Source organism: Streptococcus sp. 53, from assembly GCF_013276565.1.
Taxonomy (GTDB): domain Bacteria; phylum Bacillota; class Bacilli; order Lactobacillales; family Streptococcaceae; genus Streptococcus.
The window spans coordinates 34,729-53,546 of record NZ_VMLG01000022.1; the positions used below are offsets into that span (position 1 = coordinate 34,729).

Annotated in this window: 21 protein-coding genes; 5 read left to right on the forward strand and 16 right to left on the reverse strand. The window is 40.1% G+C overall.

What is annotated here, in order from left to right:
- Positions 1 to 57: 57 nt before the first annotated feature.
- From HT722_RS06955 to HT722_RS06995, 9 genes are all read right to left on the reverse strand, one after another.
- Positions 58 to 954, reverse strand: coding sequence for a DMT family transporter (locus tag HT722_RS06955; protein WP_173278284.1), 897 nt, complete (start codon positions 952 to 954; stop codon positions 58 to 60).
- An 8-nt stretch (positions 955 to 962) separates the two neighbouring features.
- A complete protein-coding gene (locus tag HT722_RS06960; protein ID WP_173278286.1) occupies positions 963 to 1,898 on the reverse strand; it encodes a serine hydrolase domain-containing protein in 936 nt (311 codons plus the stop codon).
- On the reverse strand, positions 1,895 to 2,620 hold the full coding sequence (locus HT722_RS06965; protein WP_173278288.1) for a CppA N-terminal domain-containing protein: 726 nt from the start codon (positions 2,618 to 2,620) through the stop codon (positions 1,895 to 1,897). The genes HT722_RS06960 and HT722_RS06965 overlap by 4 nt, the downstream gene beginning before the upstream one ends.
- 123 nt (positions 2,621 to 2,743) lie before the next feature.
- On the reverse strand, positions 2,744 to 3,649 hold the full coding sequence (gla, locus tag HT722_RS06970) for an aquaglyceroporin Gla (RefSeq protein WP_000348095.1): 906 nt from the start codon (positions 3,647 to 3,649) through the stop codon (positions 2,744 to 2,746).
- Positions 3,650 to 3,807: 158 nt separating this feature from the next.
- Complete coding sequence (locus HT722_RS06975; RefSeq protein ID WP_173278291.1) at positions 3,808 to 4,974, reverse strand: ATP-grasp domain-containing protein; 1,167 nt, start codon at positions 4,972 to 4,974, stop codon at positions 3,808 to 3,810.
- Between the two features lie 12 nt (positions 4,975 to 4,986).
- Complete coding sequence (locus HT722_RS06980; protein ID WP_173278293.1) at positions 4,987 to 5,727, reverse strand: esterase family protein; 741 nt, start codon at positions 5,725 to 5,727, stop codon at positions 4,987 to 4,989.
- Positions 5,728 to 5,748: 21 nt separating this feature from the next.
- A complete protein-coding gene (locus HT722_RS06985; RefSeq protein WP_173278295.1) occupies positions 5,749 to 6,573 on the reverse strand; it encodes an alpha/beta hydrolase in 825 nt (274 codons plus the stop codon).
- Between the two features lie 136 nt (positions 6,574 to 6,709).
- Positions 6,710 to 7,924, reverse strand: coding sequence for a tRNA uracil 4-sulfurtransferase ThiI (thiI, locus tag HT722_RS06990; protein WP_033687158.1), 1,215 nt, complete (start codon positions 7,922 to 7,924; stop codon positions 6,710 to 6,712).
- An 8-nt stretch (positions 7,925 to 7,932) separates the two neighbouring features.
- Positions 7,933 to 9,075: a cysteine desulfurase family protein gene (locus HT722_RS06995; RefSeq protein WP_173278297.1), complete on the reverse strand. Its 1,143-nt coding sequence runs from the start codon at positions 9,073 to 9,075 to the stop codon at positions 7,933 to 7,935.
- Between the two features lie 138 nt (positions 9,076 to 9,213).
- On the opposite strand from HT722_RS06995, the gene HT722_RS07000 reads away from it, so the two are divergent.
- Positions 9,214 to 9,645 (forward strand): DUF6556 family protein, encoded by a 432-nt coding sequence (locus HT722_RS07000; RefSeq protein ID WP_173278299.1) that lies wholly within the window; start codon positions 9,214 to 9,216, stop codon positions 9,643 to 9,645.
- Positions 9,646 to 9,775: 130 nt separating this feature from the next.
- On the opposite strand, the gene HT722_RS07005 is transcribed toward HT722_RS07000, so the two are convergent.
- The 7 genes from HT722_RS07005 to glmU all read right to left on the reverse strand — a co-directional run bounded on the left by HT722_RS07005 (position 9,776) and on the right by glmU (position 15,772).
- Positions 9,776 to 11,539, reverse strand: a complete 1,764-nt coding sequence (locus HT722_RS07005) for a glycerophosphodiester phosphodiesterase (protein WP_173278301.1) — start codon at positions 11,537 to 11,539, stop codon at positions 9,776 to 9,778.
- Positions 11,540 to 11,547: 8 nt separating this feature from the next.
- Complete coding sequence (locus HT722_RS07010) at positions 11,548 to 12,138, reverse strand: 3'-5' exonuclease (RefSeq protein WP_173278304.1); 591 nt, start codon at positions 12,136 to 12,138, stop codon at positions 11,548 to 11,550.
- A 97-nt stretch (positions 12,139 to 12,235) separates the two neighbouring features.
- Positions 12,236 to 12,727, reverse strand: coding sequence for a chromosome segregation protein RocS (gene rocS / locus HT722_RS07015; RefSeq protein ID WP_000021242.1), 492 nt, complete (start codon positions 12,725 to 12,727; stop codon positions 12,236 to 12,238).
- Positions 12,728 to 12,803: 76 nt separating this feature from the next.
- Positions 12,804 to 13,496: a 5'-methylthioadenosine/adenosylhomocysteine nucleosidase gene (locus HT722_RS07020; protein ID WP_173278306.1), complete on the reverse strand. Its 693-nt coding sequence runs from the start codon at positions 13,494 to 13,496 to the stop codon at positions 12,804 to 12,806.
- A 16-nt stretch (positions 13,497 to 13,512) separates the two neighbouring features.
- Positions 13,513 to 13,827: a cell wall synthase accessory phosphoprotein MacP gene (gene macP / locus HT722_RS07025; protein ID WP_173278308.1), complete on the reverse strand. Its 315-nt coding sequence runs from the start codon at positions 13,825 to 13,827 to the stop codon at positions 13,513 to 13,515.
- Entirely contained in the window at positions 13,820 to 14,383 is a 564-nt protein-coding gene (locus HT722_RS07030; protein ID WP_173278310.1) for an NUDIX hydrolase, read from the reverse strand. The genes macP and HT722_RS07030 overlap by 8 nt, the downstream gene beginning before the upstream one ends.
- A gap of 9 nt (positions 14,384 to 14,392) precedes the next feature.
- Positions 14,393 to 15,772 (reverse strand): bifunctional UDP-N-acetylglucosamine diphosphorylase/glucosamine-1-phosphate N-acetyltransferase GlmU, encoded by a 1,380-nt coding sequence (gene glmU, locus HT722_RS07035; protein WP_173278312.1) that lies wholly within the window; start codon positions 15,770 to 15,772, stop codon positions 14,393 to 14,395.
- A 154-nt stretch (positions 15,773 to 15,926) separates the two neighbouring features.
- Here glmU and HT722_RS07040 point away from each other — a divergent pair, with 154 nt between their 5' ends.
- The 4 genes from HT722_RS07040 (at position 15,927) to HT722_RS07055 (ending at position 18,763) form a co-directional block, all read left to right on the forward strand.
- Complete coding sequence (locus tag HT722_RS07040) at positions 15,927 to 16,727, forward strand: glycoside hydrolase family 25 protein (protein ID WP_173226471.1); 801 nt, start codon at positions 15,927 to 15,929, stop codon at positions 16,725 to 16,727.
- A 94-nt stretch (positions 16,728 to 16,821) separates the two neighbouring features.
- On the forward strand, positions 16,822 to 17,664 hold the full coding sequence (locus HT722_RS07045) for a DUF368 domain-containing protein (protein ID WP_173226469.1): 843 nt from the start codon (positions 16,822 to 16,824) through the stop codon (positions 17,662 to 17,664).
- Positions 17,664 to 18,146 (forward strand): aminoacyl-tRNA deacylase, encoded by a 483-nt coding sequence (locus tag HT722_RS07050; protein ID WP_050278930.1) that lies wholly within the window; start codon positions 17,664 to 17,666, stop codon positions 18,144 to 18,146. Before HT722_RS07045 ends, HT722_RS07050 begins: the two co-directional genes overlap by 1 nt.
- Entirely contained in the window at positions 18,146 to 18,763 is a 618-nt protein-coding gene (locus HT722_RS07055; protein ID WP_173278314.1) for a histidine phosphatase family protein, read from the forward strand. The genes HT722_RS07050 and HT722_RS07055 overlap by 1 nt, the downstream gene beginning before the upstream one ends.
- Positions 18,764 to 18,818: the final 55 nt, after the last annotated feature.

An 18,818-nucleotide genomic window follows, 5' to 3' on the forward strand; every position in this document is an offset into this window, starting at 1 on the left:
TTTCATTGAGTATAAAATACTACGCAAAAACTCTCTGTCACGGACAAAGAGGCTTTTTTATTTCTCTAAGAGTAAATCTTTAAAAGAAATCAGAGTTACAGCAAACAATATCATTGCCATGCCAAGAAAATCAATGGGATAAAATTGTTCATTCATAATTAGAAAGGCAAAGAAAACCGCAGAGATTGGCTCAATTGAAGCCAACAAACTTGACTTAACCGGTCCTATCAGACTGGTTCCCTTTAAGAAGGCTGTATAGGCAAAGACAGTCCCGATAAGGATAATACCCGCAAATGCAAGAAGAAAATCAAGACTAGTTGGGATAGCAGTCTGTAGAACTCCTGTAAAAGGAAGGGCGACCAAACCTGCTATAACCATTCCCACACCAATGACCAAACTGCTCCCCCACTTCTTAATCAAGGCTATGGGCAAAATGATATACAGGGCGTAAGTCAGAGCAGAAAAGAGACCCCAGAACAGACCTGCAGGTGTCATAGACAACTGGTCCAACTGCCCATGTGTTGCGATCAGGAAGGTCCCTCCAATGGCTAATATGATTGAAATAATCTCTCCCAGTGTCGGTGCTACCTTATCCTTGATACAGCTATAAATCAAAATCCCGACAGGACAAACATACTGAAGTACTGTCGCGGTACCTGCATTGGTCTCCTGAATAGCAGTTAGATAGGCAAATTGATTGAGGAAGAGACCAATTAGAGCAAAAATAAGAAGAGACAGCAAACTCTTTCTATCCTTTAAAAAGGCCAGCATTCTATCCTTTACAGTAGCATAAGCCAAGACCATGAGAATCCCACCAGCGATTAAAAGACGCAAGTTGGTCAAAACCAGAGCCGAAATTCCGTGTGCCATCAGGTATTGGCCACTCGTTCCTGACAAGCCCCAAGCAATCCCAGCCACAACTGTTAATAGAGTCCCTTTTAAACTGTTTGACATGTCTCTCCTTATTCTTCTTTGCGAATCAAGTCCATCACTTGATTGCGGTCTACAATCCATTGAGCCCTCTCATCCTTTTCATAGGTACGATTCGATAGAAAAATAGCCGCTTCTTGCTTCTGACGATTCCACATGATGAAGGTACCTGTATAGCCCGTATGGTCTAGCCAATCTCCTTCCAAATTCCAGGCCAAAGAACGTTCCTTGTCATCCAAAGGAGAAAAATTTTGACTCAAATCTCTTGCAAAATCATCTGCTAAATAGTGTTCTAAAAAGATTTGTAAATCCTTTACAGTCGAAAATAAACCAGCACTACCAGCATGTCTGCCCAGGAGACGAGCTTTGGGATCATGTACCATGCCTACCTCTACACCTCTAACTGTTGGAACAGCAAGCTCAACAGGTCCAAATTGGGTTTCCGTCATTCTCCAAGGATTCCAAACTTGTTCTTGTAAAATCACATCCAAGTCTTGATTAAAGATTCTTTCCAAAATAAAACCCAACAGCAAAAAATGGACATCCGAATAAAGAAAGGCTGGCTGATTTCGTCTATTGAGATGAAACATCGCTTCCTTTAATTCTGAATCTGTTAAAAGATCACGATTGGGAATAAACGGATCAAGGTCTGTAGCGTGAGTTAAGAGCTGGCGAATAGTGATGTCTGGATAATCACTCTCTGGTAAAAAATCTGTTACCGGTCTATCAATATCTAATTGACCTTTTTCCCACAAGAAGGTAAAAACAGTACCTACCCCAACAACCTTGCTGACACTGGCTAGGTCATAAAGCAGTCCTGTCTCAGTATCCAAGCCATGCTCTGGATCACTCTGACCTAAATAGAACTCCGTCCATTGATTGTCCTTAAAATACGCAAAAGAGGCTCCGGGATAAATCCCTGCCTCGATTTGTTCTTCTATTTTTTTAATAATCTTGGTCCACTTCATACTTCTTCAAACCACAATTCAACATTATTTCTATCTTTTCCAAGGAAGAATTTTTCAGACTTAGGAATAAAATATTCAGTAGACTCAAACTTCTGGCGCAGACTTTCTATATCTAGTTCATTGACCAAGAACTTGAGCATAGATAAGTCCCAAGTAACCGTATTGTCTACAGTCAAATCCTGCCCCTGTGCTGGGATAAAATCAAGTGATGCCCCAATTTCAGATAGTTCCAAGAAACTTTCAATATTCGTTTGGAGGTGTAATTCCATAGAGATCTCAAATTTACTCAAAGAAATTGATTCCAAATCTGTTTGAAACTCAGGCTTTTCCTCTACTTCTACTAGATTTTCTCTGTCATCTTCTGCATGAATCAAAATCAAATCATCTTCTGGTGAGAAAATTTCAAAAGCGTATCCATTTTGACCTTTATATAATTGATGAATCGAATCTGTTTTAGATAAGAGTCCTTCAATTTCTAAGGGATTTTCCACCTTGACAATCAATCTAGCTAGTTTCTTTCTTCCCTCTACCTTACGAGTGCGCATACTTGGAGCTTCTTCTAAAACCAGCTTTTCTAGACCTGTTTGATCACCTAGTGACAGAAAGGCTGATTCTTCTAACAAGGCCTTCATGCCAAGGGTTTCAATATAAAATGTTTCATTTAATTTTCTATTATTAACTTTTAAAGTAGGAATAATCCGTACAATCTGATTTACATTCATAAATTCCTCCAACTCTTTTATTTTAAAGGATTTTAGAATTTTTTACAAGATATTATGCTCAAATTTACCAATTTTTCGTAAAATTTCACCTAAAAAACCGAGGCTTTCCTCGGTTTCAATTTCTTATAGGTAAAGGAATTTGAAGATAGCTACTGCCGCAATTGCTGCTGCGATCGGTGCTACTACTGGTACCCAAGAATACCACCATTTTGAATCACCTTTGTGCTCACCAAGAACTGATTTTGGAAGGAAAGCATGAAGGAGACGTGGTCCCAAGTCACGGGCTGGGTTCAAGGCAGGCCCTGTAGGTCCACCAAGTGATGTTACCAAAGCCATAACAAGGAATCCAAGTGCCAAGTGAGCAATTCCAAGACCAGAAGTCATAAATGGCGCTACTTGTTCTTTAGCTTGGTCAAGTGCTGCTGTTACTTGCTCTTGAGGAATTGTTTGACCTTGAGTAGTTGCTTGTGCAACTTGAGCATTGATAGCAGCTTGTGCTTTTGATACTAGTTCAGCACCAAAGAAGTTTTTAGTCATACCAAGGGCTGCAAAGAAAAGAACAAATGAACCAACAAACTCATTTACAAAACCATTAACAGTTGCTGCAAAGCGTGATTCTTTTGTACCATTATCCAAACTTGAAATGGTTGAGAAAGTACCCAAGATGTTGTTTGGATTTTCAGTTTTCAAGTAGTATGGGCGGTGTGTTGCCACAACCAAGGCTTGACCAAAGATAGCACCCAAAACTTGAGCAATGATGTAAGGCGCTACTTGTGCCCAAGGGAAGAGACCGCTGATCGCAAGTCCAAGAGTGAAGGCTGGGTTAATGTGGTTACCAGATACGTTACCAAACATCAAGGCTGGGATCATAACCCCCATACCATAACCAACAGCGATAACGATCCAGCCACTTTGGTGACCTTTCGTACCTTTAAGTTCAACGTTGGCAACTGCACCATTTCCAAGAATGATCAAAATAGCAGTGGCCAAAAATTCAGTGGCATATTTAATTGCCCATGTGAAATCCATTTGATAGATTCTCCTTAAAATTTTTTAGACAATCCTTATTCTATCAATTTTTATATCTTTTAGCAACAGGTTTTCTAAAAGAATATATGAGAAAGCGGTTTTATTTCTTATAAAAAACAAAAGGATTAAGGGAGTCCATTTCCTTAATCCGAGAGTTCTTATTCTTGACGTTGTCCGAAATCAGCAATCATCTGCTCCATTTCTTGTCGACTCGGAGTTGTCAACATATAAAGGTAATCCCCTTGAAGTTCCGCAAAGGCCGCTGGCATGATTTTTTTAACCTTGAACTGATGGCTGTATTTGGCAAGCAAGTCCTCCTCAGAATAAACATAGTGAGCATTTGCACGGCGAGAAGTAGCCAAACAATACTGAGCTTCAAACTCTGACGCTGGGAACTCCTCTCCTGCGACAATAGCCGCATAGCCACGATAAAGATCCAAGGAATGAGCAAAGTTATAAACATCAATAGTGAAACCACCTGCAGGGCGGTTATTGTACTCAATGGCGATGTAATCATCCCCTTCACGGAAGAACTCAATATGGAAGAACCGTTCTTTCATACCAAATTCCTTGACAATCGCTTCACCATACTTGCGAAGTTTAGGATCCATGTCCTTAAGAACATAGTAGGAATTGTCCATCTTGTAAATCATAAGATCCAGAGGTGTATAGGCGTAATCAAAAGTCGTTGAGAAGACAATCTTTCCATCCTTGTCCACAAGTCCGTCAAAGGTACAGATTTCGCTAGAAGTGACAAATTTTTCAAAGAAATAAACGGTTGAATGGTCCCACTCAGCCTTGAAGTGATTGATATCGTCCTCTGTCTCAAGCTTAAAGGTTGCTGCCGCTCCCACTCCGTTATCAGGTTTGGCAATCATTGGAAGGCCAATTTCATTCACAGCTTGATCCACATCTGCTTCCGTCTTGATAACAGCTCCAGGTACCACGGGGACACCTGCTTTTTTGAACAATTTCTTCATTTCAGACTTAAATTTAGTCTTTTTGAGGTCCTCTGGTTTGGCACCAAAGACATTAAATTGTTCTCTGAGTGTTGCATCCAGCTCAAGCCAGTATTCATTATGGGACTCGATGCGATCGATAGGACCATGCTTGTAGAAAAGAAATGCAACTGCACGCTTGACTTCGTCTACATTTTCAAGATTATCAACACGGAAATACTCAGTCAGGCTAATGCGTAAGGGCTCATCCAATTGCTCGTAAGGTTCTTGGCCAATTCCCAAGACTGTGATGCCTTTATTAGTTAGTTCAATAGTAAACTGTTGAAAGTTTTGCGGATAGTAGGGAGAAATAACAAGGTAATTCATAGGTCACTCCTTTTATAAATAGAGATTGCCAAGGAAATAAGGCATTTGTTTGCGCCACCATTCCCAGTCGTGGGCGACATCGTGTCCCCATTCAGCAAACCAGGCTGGAATTTGTTTCTGATCAAAGGCTTCTTTGAGCTTGTAAAAGGATGGTAAACCGTCTTGTTCCCAGGCTCCAAGACCCGTACACAGCACAATCTCTGCCTGACGGTAACGGTCAATAAACCAGCCGTCATTCTGATTCCAGATATAATCTACTGGCGAGTTTTGGTAAATGGCATCGTCATTGTAGTAATCACCGACAAAGAAACGTGCATCGTAAACACCACTAAGAGCAATCACCTTGGTAAAGACATCTGGATGCTGGAGGAAGAAATTGACAGCATGGTAGGCGCCCATTGAGCAACCTGTCGTCATCATACCATCAAACCAACCTGTCTTATGCTTGATAAAAGGAATGGCCTCCTCAATCACATAGCTCTCGTAGGCACGGTGCATTTCCGCTTGGTCATGAGCATGTTTCCAAGTGGCCAACCAGCTCTCACTATCTACACTGGACAGGGTAAAGAACTGGACACGGCCTTCCTCGATAAAGGAAGCGCAGGCATCAATCATGCCAAAATCATAGTATTCATTGTGACTACCACCTGATGAAGCAAAGACCACAACTGGAATCCCAACATGACCATAACGGTTAAGGTACATTTCACGGTTAAGATTGCCACTCCAGTGGCTAAGATGTTCAGTATGCATTTCGTTTTTTCCTTTCTTAACTTACCATTTTTCTGCAAAAAATCTCAGACAATCGGGTAGATTTTCTGACCAAGGTATTTCACTATGGATGGCACCAGACTGAACTTTCAATACTAGATTACCCAAGTGTACTCCTCCTGCTATCAAATCATGGTAATAGCGAAGCGACGAGTCGATATAGGCTTGTTTGATATTGCCAGCCATCAAGGTCTTGTCCGTATCATCTGCTTCTTCAGTTCCAACATAGATAAAGATACGCTGGTCAGGCGATAGTTTCTTGCGTTCAATATAGCGATTAAAGGCTTCTTGATGGAGCCAGTTGGCAGATGAAAAGACGCCCAAGCAACCAATTTGGTCTTGGTATTCCAAACCGATAAACTGGGTAATATTGCCTCCTAGTGAAGACCCAATCATAGCCGTATGCTGGCAGTCAGCTTTAGTACGGTAGGTCTCATCGATAAATGGCTTGACCACCTCCATAACAAACTCGGCATACTCCACGCCCTTACCGCCAAATTGCTGTCCTGGGATAGGAGATTCTTGGAACTTCCAAGCCGCATACTCATTCATCCGCCCCATACCATCATTGTCAATGGCGACGACAATCATGCGACTGATATCAGGATTTCGCTTAATAGCTGGAATAATCTTCCATGAGTGACCAATGAAAGACTCTTTGCTATAAAAAACATTTTGCCCGTCATGAAAGTAAACAACAGGATAGGAACGATTCGTGTCTTTCTCATAATCTTTAGGCAGAAGAACACGCACACGGCGTTCCTTACCTGTATAAGGAACCTTTAGTTTATGCTCTTTCATCTTTAAATAAAAGTAGGATTGATTCATTGTCAGAAAACTCTCTATATTCAAAATTTTATTTTATTATATCACAATTATAGAAAAAAAGTTAGTTTTGCTTCCACTTTTGGAATTAAAAACTAACTTTTTCATCTATTTTTCTAAATTCTTTTGGATTTTCTGATTAGAGAAGATTGTCAATCAAGTCATCGACTTCATCTTTTTCAGCCTGCGGTGTAATCTCAGTAATCATGATTCCAGCCACTGCTCGCTCTACTAATCCTTCAACATCCATACGAGCTTCATACTGCTCCGCATTCTTAATCTTAGGATTTGTTTTCGGACGATCTGGCGCAAAAATCGTACAGCAGTCTTCAAACGGTTGGATTGAAATGTCAAAGGTATCGATTTCCTGGGCGATGTCAATGATTTCCAACTTATCCATTGTCACAACTGGACGGATGATGGGAGTGTTGGTAACGGCATTGATAGCCTGCATGCTTTCGAGGGTTTGGCTGGCTACTTGTCCTAAACTTTCCCCATTGATGATAACTAAACCATTTCGTACCTCACGAATACGATCTGTAATCCGCATCATAAAACGACGGGTCAAGGTCATGAGATAGGCTTCTGGCGCCTTGGCCTTGATTTCCTCTTGAATCTCTGTAAAAGGAACTTCGATAAACTGGATATTGCCCCCAAACTTGGTTAATTTACGGGTCAAATCTTGGGCTTTTTTAAGAGCACCCGGACTCGTGTAAGGTGGGCTGGCAAAATGAACAGCCTCAATATCCACTCCACGCTTAAGTGCAAGATAACCTGCTACAGGTGAGTCGATCCCTCCTGACAACATGAGCATCCCTTTACCTGAAGTTCCAACTGGCAAACCACCAGCCCCACGAATGGTTTCATAAGAAAGATAGGCTGCTTCTTCACGGATTTCCACCTGAAGATTGATGTCAGGACTTTTCATTTGAGCTTGCACATTTGGAATGGCTTCGAAAACAGCACCTCCAAGTGTTTGATTGAGTTCACGACTATCCAACTCAAAGTTGTGGTCGCTACGCTTGCTAGAAATTTTAAATGTCATGCCATCCTTGTAGATGTCCTGCATAATCTCTTGGACAGCAGACTTCAGAACTTCTACAGATTTTTCAACCTTATAAACAGGGGAAAAGTTTTGAATTCCAAAAACTTGTTTGAGGGATTCTGCTACTGCTGTGTAATCTGCTCCATTGAGGTATGCATGGGCACGGTCACGATCTGCTGTTACCTTAACTTGGGGATAGATAGACAAAACGTCTGAAATATTATTGCGAAGTTTATTGATGAAACGCATACGGTTTTTGCCCTTGGTTGACAGCTCACCGTAGCGAATCATAATTTCTGAATACTGCATGAATGCTCCTATCTTACTTTTCTAGTTTGATTGTAAATCAATTTTAACTTGGTCAAAAACTGCTCAATCTGACTCATATCATTTTCAAGGTCTAGGCTTAAACGTACAGCTGACTGGGCCTTATCCTTGTCCACTCTCATGGCAATCAAAGTCCCTGCAGGCTTCCCTGCCTTGGATGAACAAGCAGAGGTCGTTGAGATGAAAATATCATAGTCTTCAAAGGCGTGAACGACGACTTCACCACGAACACCCTTGATTCCAAAAGTCAGGATATGAGGGGCAAAGTCTTCCTCATCTGAGAAGATAAAAATATCTGGGTAGTCCAGAATGGCTTGGCGAATCACTGCCTTCATCTGTCCAGTCTTGCTAGTAAAGATATCTAGCTTTTCCATAGACAAACGGAGAGCCTTGGCTGTCGCTGCAATTCCTGCCACATTTTCAGTTGTTGAACGATAATCACGCTCCTGACCACCACCTGTTAAAAGAGGCGTAATCTTCTTGCCAGACTTGATATAGACAAAACCAACACCTCGAACTCCGTGAAACTTGTGACTAGAGAAAGTTGCAAAATCCACTCGTTCTGTCAGATATTTTTCAGTCGGAATTTTGGCAAGTGCCTGAACCGCATCAACGTGGAAGGAAATAGTTGGCTTGTCTGCCAATAGTTCTGAAATAGCTTGAATAGGTTGAATCGAGCCGATTTCATTGTTCACAGCCATGACGGAAACGAGGGTCGTATCAGGTCTTATCAAATCTGATAACGCTTCAACATCTACAAATCCTTTGTTATCAACTGGAGCAAAATCCACTTCAAATCCTTGACTTTTCAACCAGAGGGCTGATTCCTTAACTGCCGGATGTTCAATGGCTGATACAATGATGTGCTTTCCAAACTGGGCTTTTTCAAAGGCCACTCCCTTGATGACCCAGTTATCCCCTTCTGTCCCACCAGAAGTAAAGAAGATTTCATCGCTTTTCTTACCGATTAAATCTGCAATCTGTTTGCGAGAAGCATCTAAGATTCGTGTTGCCTGGTCTCCCAAACGATGGAGACTAGATGGATTTCCTAAAATTTTTGAAGCCACCTGCATATAGGTTTCAAGGGCTTCAGGATAGGGCTTTGTCGTTGCCGAATTATCAAAGTAAATCATGTTTTCTCACGCTTTCTAAAATCACTCCTTCTATTGTATCATGAAACGGAGCTTGCGACAAGAAAGGGCAATTCCTCTTTTTTTAAGATTTTTTTAAAGAAATGAGGTATAATAAATTTTAATTAAAGGAGAGAATGCATGTCTAATTATCGTAGAACTTCAAAACCAAAAACAGAACACATCAAAAAAGGCTTTACGGTCTTTCAAAAAATCGTTGCGACTATCGCTAGTATCCTTGGCTTAATTACCGCAAGTATCACTATCATGAACGCCTTGGATAATAACAAAAATACTAAAAAAGAACCTACGACAAGCCAGACGACAACCATTGTCAAAGAAATTCAAAAAGAATCCCCTCAGGAAAATACTAGTCCAAATAAGGAAAACAACACTTCTCAAGAAAAAACACAACAAGAAGAAACGCCAAAATCTAGCGTCAAGGAAGAGAAAAAGGAAGAGCAGAAAGCATCAACTCAGGATTCTTCTACTCCTACTCCAAGTAAACCTGCCACTGATAATGAAAAACAGTCCAATAATACACCAACTTCGGAAAATAAAAGCAATCAATAGCCAGTAAAATGAGGCTGGGCAAAAGCTAGCTTCCAAATAAAATCACTAAGAAAACGAGCATCTCCAATTGATACAATGCTCGTTTTTTGCTATTTTAGAGGTGCTTTTTTACTCAACCTCTTTTTGCTTACTAAAAATTAAAGAATTCCATGGCCTGTTTGAAAAGCAATTCAGTATACTCTGGGTCTTCTTGGGCAATGGTTACCTGGTCTTGAATCATTTCCAAGTCATCTGTTATCATGCCATCTGCTCCCAAATGAACTGATTTATCAAAGGACTCTGAACTATTGATAGTCCAAACGTACAATTTCTGATCTGTATTCCAAAGCTTGTTAACAAAATTTTCATCCAAGGTTGAATACTCCATGGTGTAACCTGTGGCTTTTGTTCTTGGAAAAATACTATTATAAGGTAGGATGAAATAGACTGGAATTTGAGTATCGTAGGCTAAAACCTGGTCAATCACATGGTAATCTAAGGATTGCATTTGGTGACCATTCTGCTTAAGAACAGTTCCATATTTTTCCATAAATCGTTTCATCATATCTGGGCTATCTTTTCGACTAGTTTTAATCTCGATAAGAAGCTTTTGATGCAATTCATTGGCTTTATTGAGATAGTCATCAAAACTAGATACCTTGGTATGATAGCCATTTTCTGAAATATCAAGTTTGGTTAATTCCTCCAAGGTTAAATCCTGAGGATTGGCATTAACACCTGTCAAATTTTTGATATTGGCATCATGCATCATGACAAACTGGCCATCTTTTGTTTCCTGAACATCTGTCTCAACGAAATCTGGAGATAGCTGAGCTGTCCTCTCTAGTGATTGAACTGTATTCTGCACACCATTCTTATTAGATACTCCCCTGTGAGAAATGATTAAAGGTTTATGTGAAACTGGAGCTTCTAAATAAACATAACCCTCAAGAGCGAAAAAGATACAAGCACAGCCCATCACTCCCCATCTCATCCAGTGGTCTTTCTTTCTCATTGGAGTCATTTCAAGTTTTTCTCCTGTTAAAAAGGAAACAAACTTAATAAGGAAATAGGTCAAGGCCATATAGTGGAAATTCTTAATTAAAACAAAGTTGATAATTCCCAGTACAAGAGATTCCTTATGGGTCAAACCATCTATCAGTGCCTGACTTGCCAAGATTGGAATCAATAAAAGAATGAAAAATAGGTAGGTTTTGACGACAATCCAAAGCAAGTTCCAAGTATAAAACCAGGAGTGCTTTCTTGTCTTCTCTAGACTGTATCTGACTGCTTCTTTGACTGTTTTTTTCTCAAATAAAAGCTGAGGTAGGGCAAACATCAAACGCACTGAAATATAAAATAGAAGTAAAGCTAGAATAGTAACCACTATACCTACTAGCCAATACTTATCTTCCACATAATCAACGATAAAGTCTGGAATGACAATTTTATTTAGGTAGTAAATCTTTAAAATCTTTCGAATCAATGGAAAGAGCATCATGACATAAAAGAAGATAAAGGTTATCTTGGAAAGCGTCACTTGCTTCATAAACAAGAAACTTTGGCGAAAGACCTTACGACTGTACTCCAGCAAGGTCCTCTTTTCATGACATAATAAATGCCGAGCACCAATAAAGAGGAGCCCTATTTGAAAATAGGCGACCAATAAATTAACAATTACCAAAACAAATAAAGCAAGACTAACAAAGGGAGAACCCTTTATAATAGCAAAAATATTGTTGTATGAAAGAAAGAGATAACCTGTCTGACGGAGCAACAGTCCAGCAATCCAAGAATTAAGTGGTAACCAGACAAACTCAATCATCATGAATATCAAGAAAAAGAGAAAGAGAATTTTATCTAGATTAAAGTATATCTGCTTAAAACCTAGATTTTTAGGTTTTTCAGGTTTCATAGGCACTCCTAGTCAAATAATTGAGACAAGTCCAAGCCTCCAAAAGGATTGTTTGATAGGCTACTTTCTCTCTCTAACAATTCTCTAGCTTGATCTGACTCTAAGAAGGACTCGTAAACACGCGCCGTCATCCGAGCATCCTCTAAACTATTATGGGACTGACCTTGAAATCCGAGAAATGAGGCAACAGTTTGCAACTTGAGATTGGCAATACCATGTAAATCTGAACTCCGACGTTCAAAAGCTTCATCATACAGATCCACCTTGTACTGTTGGCTATAATCTAAACCATGCTCTGCTAGAATAGGCAAATCACTTTTAGCAGCATTGTATCCTACCATGGGTAAAGAACCCACAAACTCTTGGAATTCTTTTATGACTTCCTCCACTGGAGGGGCATCTTTTAAGGTCTCGGCTGTAATCCCAGTCAAACCATTGATAAAACTTTTTAGAGGCACACTGGTATGAACATAGGAATCATAGGCATCGATTTCCTGACCATCTCTAAAACGCACTGCCGATACTTGAATCAAGTGTGTTTGTCCTTCGTGCTGATTAAATTCTAAATCGAAAGCAATGTAATCTTCTAATCGTTCCATTCTATCCTTCTCCTCTACTGTCTCTGTTCTAATCAACTATACTATTCACAAACAAAAGAAGCCATCAGGTTAGCATGTAACCTAAACAGCTCCTTGATTATCCTCCAAATAAACGAGCAAAAAAGCCTTTCTTAGTTGATTGGACTTCTTCTTTTGCTTGGTCCAGCTCTAGCTTAAGATTTTCTTGATCCTTCATGGCTTGAAGGGTCAATTGTTGCTGCTGATCAAGTTGTTTATCTTTCTCAGCAATCTGACGGTCTTTGATACGCATCTGCTCGTCTTTTTCTGATAACTGACGATCCTTGGCTTTTAATTGTTCATAAAGACGAAGAATTTCTGCATTCTTCTCATCAACCAGAATCTCCATCAGTTCACGTTGCTTGACATCTTCACTGACAGGCTCATCTTCAAAAATCGTTTTTTTATAGATTTCTTCTAGCTTAATCAAGCCACTTCTGGTAACGACTGTTACCCCTTTGTCATTTTTATCTGTGTCTTCTTCTGGTAATTCTTTGACACGGTTATTGATTGCTTGGCGAGATAATCCTAAGACCTCTGCAATCTCACTGACGGTCATTTCAATACTCATAATATCCTCTGAAACGTTTTCTAGCTTTTCTTTACTTAAATCTTATCATAAGCTAGAAAAACTGTCAAATTTTCGCTTAATTTAAGGCCTTCAAAAAGGCTAATAAGACTTGAGCAGAGCGACGTCCAGCTTCGATAATAAACTCATCAAAAGAGATGTTTGCTTCATGGTTGGCATTGTCACTCATAGCTCGAATGACTAAAACTGGAAGATTAAGGGCATGCGCTGCCTGAGCAATAGCTGCTCCTTCCATCTCAACTGCTAAAACATCTGGGAAATGAGACTTAATCGCTTCTATCTTGTCATTTCCTGCAACAAAACTATCTCCTGTAGCAATCAAACCAAGATGCCATTTTTGGTCCAATTGAGATAAACTCTCCTGAATCTTGGCAACAAAGATTTTTTCTGATTCGAAATAAAGCGGTTGTTGCGCCATTTGTCCATAAGCGTAACCAAAAGCTGTGACATCCACATCATGATAGGCTAATTTGTCAGCAATCACAACATCTCCAACAGCAATCCCTTCTGCGACCGCCCCAGCTGATCCTGTATTGATAAGAGCATCTACTTGGAAATGATCAGCCAAAACCGCCACACTCATAGCAGACATGACCTTACCTATTCCACTTTCTACAAGAACGACTTCATGAGAGGCAAGGTTTCCTGTATGATAGGTATTCCCCAAAACAACTTGCTCCTGGGCATTTTCTAGATGCTGGACCAGATAAGCCAGTTCTTCTGGCATAGCCGCAATAATTCCTATTTTCATTTCCATTCCTTTTCTATTACAACAGTTTCATTGCTAAGATAAGCAAAATCAAGAGAAAGATGACTGCAAATAAGATTTTATTTAACTTAGAATTGAAGACATTTCTCTTGGTGTTTTCAATGCGACGGCTTTTATGAATAGACGGTTCGACCTGAATCTTCAAGGTTTCCTGACTAAAGCCATGATCCTTAGGATTGGCATAACCAAAACGGGAAGAAGAGGTTGGTAAAATCTTAGTCTCCTCATTATCATCTAGTAAAGGAGGACCTGAAATTTTTTCTCCTCTATTAGCCCTTTCAATCATTTCATCCGTTAATAAAGGTTTACCCATACTGACCTCCTCTATTTTTTTGCAATTCCCAATACTGAACAGCCATAATTGTCTTGGCGTCACAGATATGACCTGATTGGATCAATTCCTTGGCTTCTTCTAAGCTCACTTCAAGGACTTCTAAGGTTTCATCCTCATCCTGCGGACGCGGATTTTCCACCTTTTTCAAATCGCTTGCTCGGTATAGTTTTAATTTTTCATTACAAAAGCCAATGGCTGAGTAAAAATCGTACAAGAGTTCTAATTTCCCTGTATAGGCTGTTTCTTCCTCTAATTCTCGAAGAGCTGCTGCAACAGGGTCTGTATTCTCTCCTACTTCCAACTTTCCGGCTGGAATTTCGTAAGAGACAGCCTCGATGGCTTTGCGGTACTGCTTGACCAAGATGAGTTTTTGTTCATCGGTTACTGCTAAAACACAGACAGCTCCATTGTGGAAAATCAAATCCCGTTGGGCAGTTCCCTTGCCTTCTGGTAATTCAACCTGATCTTGGACCAGTTTAAAAATTGGTCCTTGATAGATTTCTTTTCGGCTAAGCGTTTTTTCTTCAAATTCCATGATAGGCTCCTACTGATTATTAGGATGATGAGGAAGGCGAGTTGCATATTCGTCTTTGTTGACCTGACGTCCGCGACCAATAGCAATAGCATCTGCTGGAACGTCTTTGGTAATAGTTGAACCAGCACCAACGAGGGAATTATCACCTAACTCAACTGGCGCAATAATGGTTGAATTCGAACCAACAAAGACATTGTTGCCAATGATTGTCTTGTATTTGTTTTTGCCATCATAGTTGACTGTAATGGTTCCTGCACCGAAATTAACCTTGCTACCCACTTCACAGTTTCCGATATAAGTCAAATGACCAGCCTTGGTATTCTCACCGATAGAAGAACCTTTCACCTCAACAAAGTTTCCAATATGTGCTTGGTTAGCGATACTTGAACCTGGACGAATGTGGGCATAAGGACCGACTGTCACGTCGTCTGCAACACTACTTTCCTCAATCATAGAATTGGTAATGATCGCTCCTGCTCCGATAGTGCTATCCACTACATACGTTCCATTTGTCAAAACAGTCTCAGCACCAATCTTCGTTTGCCCCTTCAAGGTAACATTGGCTTCGATTTGAACTTCAGGCGCAATCTCAACATCAATATCGATATAAGTTGCTTCTGGATTGACAAAACTGACCCCATTGACCATGTGCTGATGATTGATTCGACGACGCATAACTGAATCAGCTGTCGCAAGAGCCACACGGTCATTTACCCCAAGACTCTCATCAAAATCTTTCAAAGTATAAGCACCAACTTTTTCACCAGCTTCACGGAAAATGCCAATGACATCTGTAATATAGTATTCACCTTGAGCATTGTTGGTATTGATATTTTTCAAAGCCTCAAACAAACGTTCGTTGTCAAAAACGTAAGTTCCAGTGTTAATTTCCTTGATTTGCTTTTCAAAATCTGTAGCATCCTTCTGCTCAACGATGCAAAGAACCTCAGCATTGTCATTACGAACAATTCGCCCATAACCAAAAGGATTATCTGTTTCAGCAGTCAAGATAGTGGCCACATTTTTATGATTGATGTGGAAATCAATCAAGTTTTTCAAGCTTTCACCTGTGATTAAAGGAGTATCTCCTGCAATGACCAAGGTGTGACCTGACAAACCTTCTAAGATAGGCTCTGTCATCATAACCGCATGACCAGTCCCCAACTGTTCAGATTGAGTCACAAATTCTGTCTGTCCAGCCAAGACCTCCTCAACCAATTCTGCCTTGTGTCCTACAACTGTTACTGTCTTTTCAGGTTGGATAGCTCCCACACTACGGAAAACATGTTCCAGCATAGAAATACCCGCAACCTTGTGCAACACTTTTGGCAAATCAGATTTCATGCGAGTCCCTTTACCCGCTGCTAAAATAATGGCATAATTTGGCATAATCTTCTCTTTTCTGTAGAAATTCCCTTTTATTATACCATATTTCAAATCATTCCGCGCCCTTGAATGAAAAAATGCTCCAAAGTCCTTTCCTTAACCCATTTTTTGAGTATTTTTTTGATTTTTTCCCATTTTTAAGGTAAAATTATGAGATATGAGAAAGAAAATTAATCCGCTTATTTTGTTTGGTTTTTTTGGGATTATGATGTTCATTTTAATCCTGAATCGCCCACTTAATGACAACCAATCGTTTAAAACAAAATCCAATATAGCACAGATTGAAGCACAGGCTTTGAAACACATAGACAAACCGATTATTGACCTCTCTGGCTGGCAGCGTCCTGAGGAAATTAATTACGATACTCTCGCACAAAATATTTCAGGCGCTATTGTTCGTGTTCACAGTGGTGCTCAAACAACAAAAGAAAATGATGCTTCCTTTATCAATGGAATAGACAAGGCCTATAAGAGTCATATCACTGAACTTCAAAAGCGGAATGTCCCAGTTGGGGTCTATGCCTTTGTAGCTGGAAAAAGTGTCCAAGAAATGGAAAAAGCCGCTGAAGTTTTCTACAATGCTGCCTCTCCTTACAGCCCTAGTTACTATTGGCTAGACGTAGAAGACAAAACCATGTCCAATATGAACGAGGGTGTTGAAGCCTTTCGAGCAAAACTAGCATCACTAGGTGCTAAAAACATCGGAATCTACGTTGGGGTCTACTTCATGGAAGAACACAGTATTGATACAGGCAAGTTTACCTCTGTTTGGATTCCGTCCTACGGCTCAGACTCAGGATTTTTGGAAAGCAGTCCTAAAACTGATTTAGATTATGATATTCACCAATACACATCTAAAGGGAAAATTGCCGGCTTTGACCACGATTTGGATATCAACGTCATCTCTCCCTTAAAAAATAAAGAAGAAACCTTTAGAAAAATCTTTTTAAAACCTTAAAAGCATTTGTTTAGCATTTGCTTTTTCTTTTTGTGTTTGATTGTGATACAATATAGTAAGGATTTTTTGAAATAGAAATAGTTGGAGGAACTATATGCTCTCATGGTTAGCGCGCCTTATTAAAGGGATTGTGATTGCTCTTGGATTTATTCTACCGGGAATTTCCGGAGGGGTTCTAGCAGCAATCTTAGGCATTTACGAACGAATGATTGGCTTTCTGGCCCATCCTTTTAAAGACTTTAAAGAAAATGTTTTGTACTTTATTCCAGTTGCCATCGGTATGCTTCTGGGAATCGGCTTATTTTCCTACCCAATTGAATACCTGCTTGAAAATTATCAGGTCTTTGTCTTATGGAGCTTTGCGGGTGCCATCATTGGTACAGTTCCTAGCCTCCTCAAGGAATCAACTCGAGAATCTGACCGAGACAAGATTGATTTAGCTTGGTTCTGGATAACCTTTATCATTTCTGGATTAGGACTCTATGCCTTAAATTTTGTCGTTGGAACCTTAAGTGCTAGCTTTCTTAATTTGGTCCTAGCAGGTGCACTGCTGGCTCTTGGCGTCTTGGTTCCTGGCCTCAGTCCATCAAATCTACTTTTGATTTTGGGTCTCTATGCTCCGATGTTGACTGGTTTTAAAACCTTTGACCTCTTGGGAACCTTCTTCCCGATTGGAATCGGAGCAGGTGCCACTCTCATCGTTTTTTCAAAATTGATGGATTATGCCTTAAACAACTACCACTCACGTGTCTATCATTTCATCATCGGTATCGTCCTATCAAGCACCCTTTTGATCTTGATTCCAAATGTAGGAAACGCTGAGAGTATCCAATACACAGGCCTTTCTCTTGTCGGTTATGTCATCATCGCCTTCTTCTTTGCACTAGGAATCTGGCTTGGTATTTGGATGAGCCAATTGGAGGATAAGTATAAATAATGGCAAAAAAAGTTAAAATCAAAAAAACATTGGTGGAACAAATCCTGTCTAAAGCAGGTATCCCACATCAGGGGATTCAAATCAATGCCCTGGAAGGAGAACTTCCGCAAGGTTATGAACGAGATCAGATTTTCAAAACCTTGGCTCTTTTGGGAGACAAGACAGGACCGATTATTGGAATTGTGCCTATCACTCAACACCTGTCAGAAAAGAAATTAGCTAAAATTTCTGGCAATAAAAAAGTGAGCATGATTCCACAAAAGGACTTGGAAAAAACAACAGGTTATATTCATGGAGCCAATAATCCCGTCGGAATTCGTCAGAAACACAATTATCCCATTTTTATCGATAAGATTGCTCTAGACTTGGATCAAATGATTGTCTCTGCAGGCGAAGTTGGTCACAGCATTATCGTAGCACCACAAGACTTGGCTAGCTTTGTAAAAGCTGACTTTGCAGATATTTTGGAGGACAGTAAGTAATGAAACTCTACTTTGTCCGCCACGGCCGTACCGTCTGGAACCAAGAAGGTCGTTTTCAAGGTGCTAGTGGAGATTCTCCCCTTCTTCCTGAATCCATTGAAACCCTAAAACAACTCGGCCAGTATCTCAAGGAGATTCCTTTTGATCAGATTTATGCAAGTGATTTACCTCGAGCGGTCAAATCTGCTGAGATTATCCAAAATCAACTCCAAATTCCTTGTCCTTTAAAATGCGTTCCTAATCTCCGTGAATGGCAGCTGGGGAAGTTGGAAGGTTTGAAAATCGCAACCTTGGAAGCTATTTACCCGCAACAAATCAAAGCTTTCCGTACGAATCTTGCCAAGTTTGACACTCAAATGTTCGGAGCCGAATCCCTCTATAGCACAACACAACGGACCATCCAATTTATCAAATCACTCAAAGATAGTCCAGCTGAGCGTATTCTAATTGTCGGCCACGGCGCCAATCTTACTGCCAGTCTTCGTACTCTACTAGGCTATAAAGAACCTCTTCTTCGTAAAGATGGTGGTCTAGCAAATGCCAGCCTAACAATTCTGGAAACCCATGATTTTGAAACATTTACTCTCGATACTTGGAATGATACTTCCTATCAATAATAGAACTTGATTTTAGCGTCAAGTTCTTTTTAGTTTTGAAAGATTATCCGTGAAT

Excerpts from the sequence above, each read along its gene's own strand:
- HT722_RS07020 (WP_173278306.1), bottom strand. The coding sequence starts at position 13,496 with ATGAAAATAGGAATTATTGCGGCTATGCCAGAAGAACTGGCTTATCTG.
- HT722_RS07010 (WP_173278304.1), bottom strand. The coding sequence starts at position 12,138 with ATGGAACGATTAGAAGATTACATTGCTTTCGATTTAGAATTTAATCAG.
- glmU (WP_173278312.1), bottom strand. The coding sequence starts at position 15,772 with ATGCCAAATTATGCCATTATTTTAGCAGCGGGTAAAGGGACTCGCATG.
- HT722_RS07055 (WP_173278314.1), top strand. The coding sequence starts at position 18,146 with ATGAAACTCTACTTTGTCCGCCACGGCCGTACCGTCTGGAACCAAGAA.
- HT722_RS07030 (WP_173278310.1), bottom strand. The coding sequence starts at position 14,383 with ATGGAATTTGAAGAAAAAACGCTTAGCCGAAAAGAAATCTATCAAGGA.
- HT722_RS06985 (WP_173278295.1), bottom strand. The coding sequence starts at position 6,573 with ATGAATCAATCCTACTTTTATTTAAAGATGAAAGAGCATAAACTAAAG.
- HT722_RS07050 (WP_050278930.1), top strand. The coding sequence starts at position 17,664 with ATGGCAAAAAAAGTTAAAATCAAAAAAACATTGGTGGAACAAATCCTG.
- HT722_RS06975 (WP_173278291.1), bottom strand. The coding sequence starts at position 4,974 with ATGAATTACCTTGTTATTTCTCCCTACTATCCGCAAAACTTTCAACAG.
- HT722_RS07005 (WP_173278301.1), bottom strand. The coding sequence starts at position 11,539 with ATGAAACCTGAAAAACCTAAAAATCTAGGTTTTAAGCAGATATACTTT.
- HT722_RS06960 (WP_173278286.1), bottom strand. The coding sequence starts at position 1,898 with ATGAAGTGGACCAAGATTATTAAAAAAATAGAAGAACAAATCGAGGCA.
- HT722_RS07040 (WP_173226471.1), top strand. The coding sequence starts at position 15,927 with ATGAGAAAGAAAATTAATCCGCTTATTTTGTTTGGTTTTTTTGGGATT.
- HT722_RS07045 (WP_173226469.1), top strand. The coding sequence starts at position 16,822 with ATGCTCTCATGGTTAGCGCGCCTTATTAAAGGGATTGTGATTGCTCTT.
- macP (WP_173278308.1), bottom strand. The coding sequence starts at position 13,827 with ATGGGTAAACCTTTATTAACGGATGAAATGATTGAAAGGGCTAATAGA.
- HT722_RS07000 (WP_173278299.1), top strand. The coding sequence starts at position 9,214 with ATGTCTAATTATCGTAGAACTTCAAAACCAAAAACAGAACACATCAAA.
- thiI (WP_033687158.1), bottom strand. The coding sequence starts at position 7,924 with ATGCAGTATTCAGAAATTATGATTCGCTACGGTGAGCTGTCAACCAAG.
- HT722_RS06965 (WP_173278288.1), bottom strand. The coding sequence starts at position 2,620 with ATGAATGTAAATCAGATTGTACGGATTATTCCTACTTTAAAAGTTAAT.
- HT722_RS06955 (WP_173278284.1), bottom strand. The coding sequence starts at position 954 with ATGTCAAACAGTTTAAAAGGGACTCTATTAACAGTTGTGGCTGGGATT.
- gla (WP_000348095.1), bottom strand. The coding sequence starts at position 3,649 with ATGGATTTCACATGGGCAATTAAATATGCCACTGAATTTTTGGCCACT.
- HT722_RS06980 (WP_173278293.1), bottom strand. The coding sequence starts at position 5,727 with ATGCATACTGAACATCTTAGCCACTGGAGTGGCAATCTTAACCGTGAA.
- rocS (WP_000021242.1), bottom strand. The coding sequence starts at position 12,727 with ATGAGTATTGAAATGACCGTCAGTGAGATTGCAGAGGTCTTAGGATTA.
- HT722_RS06995 (WP_173278297.1), bottom strand. The coding sequence starts at position 9,075 with ATGATTTACTTTGATAATTCGGCAACGACAAAGCCCTATCCTGAAGCC.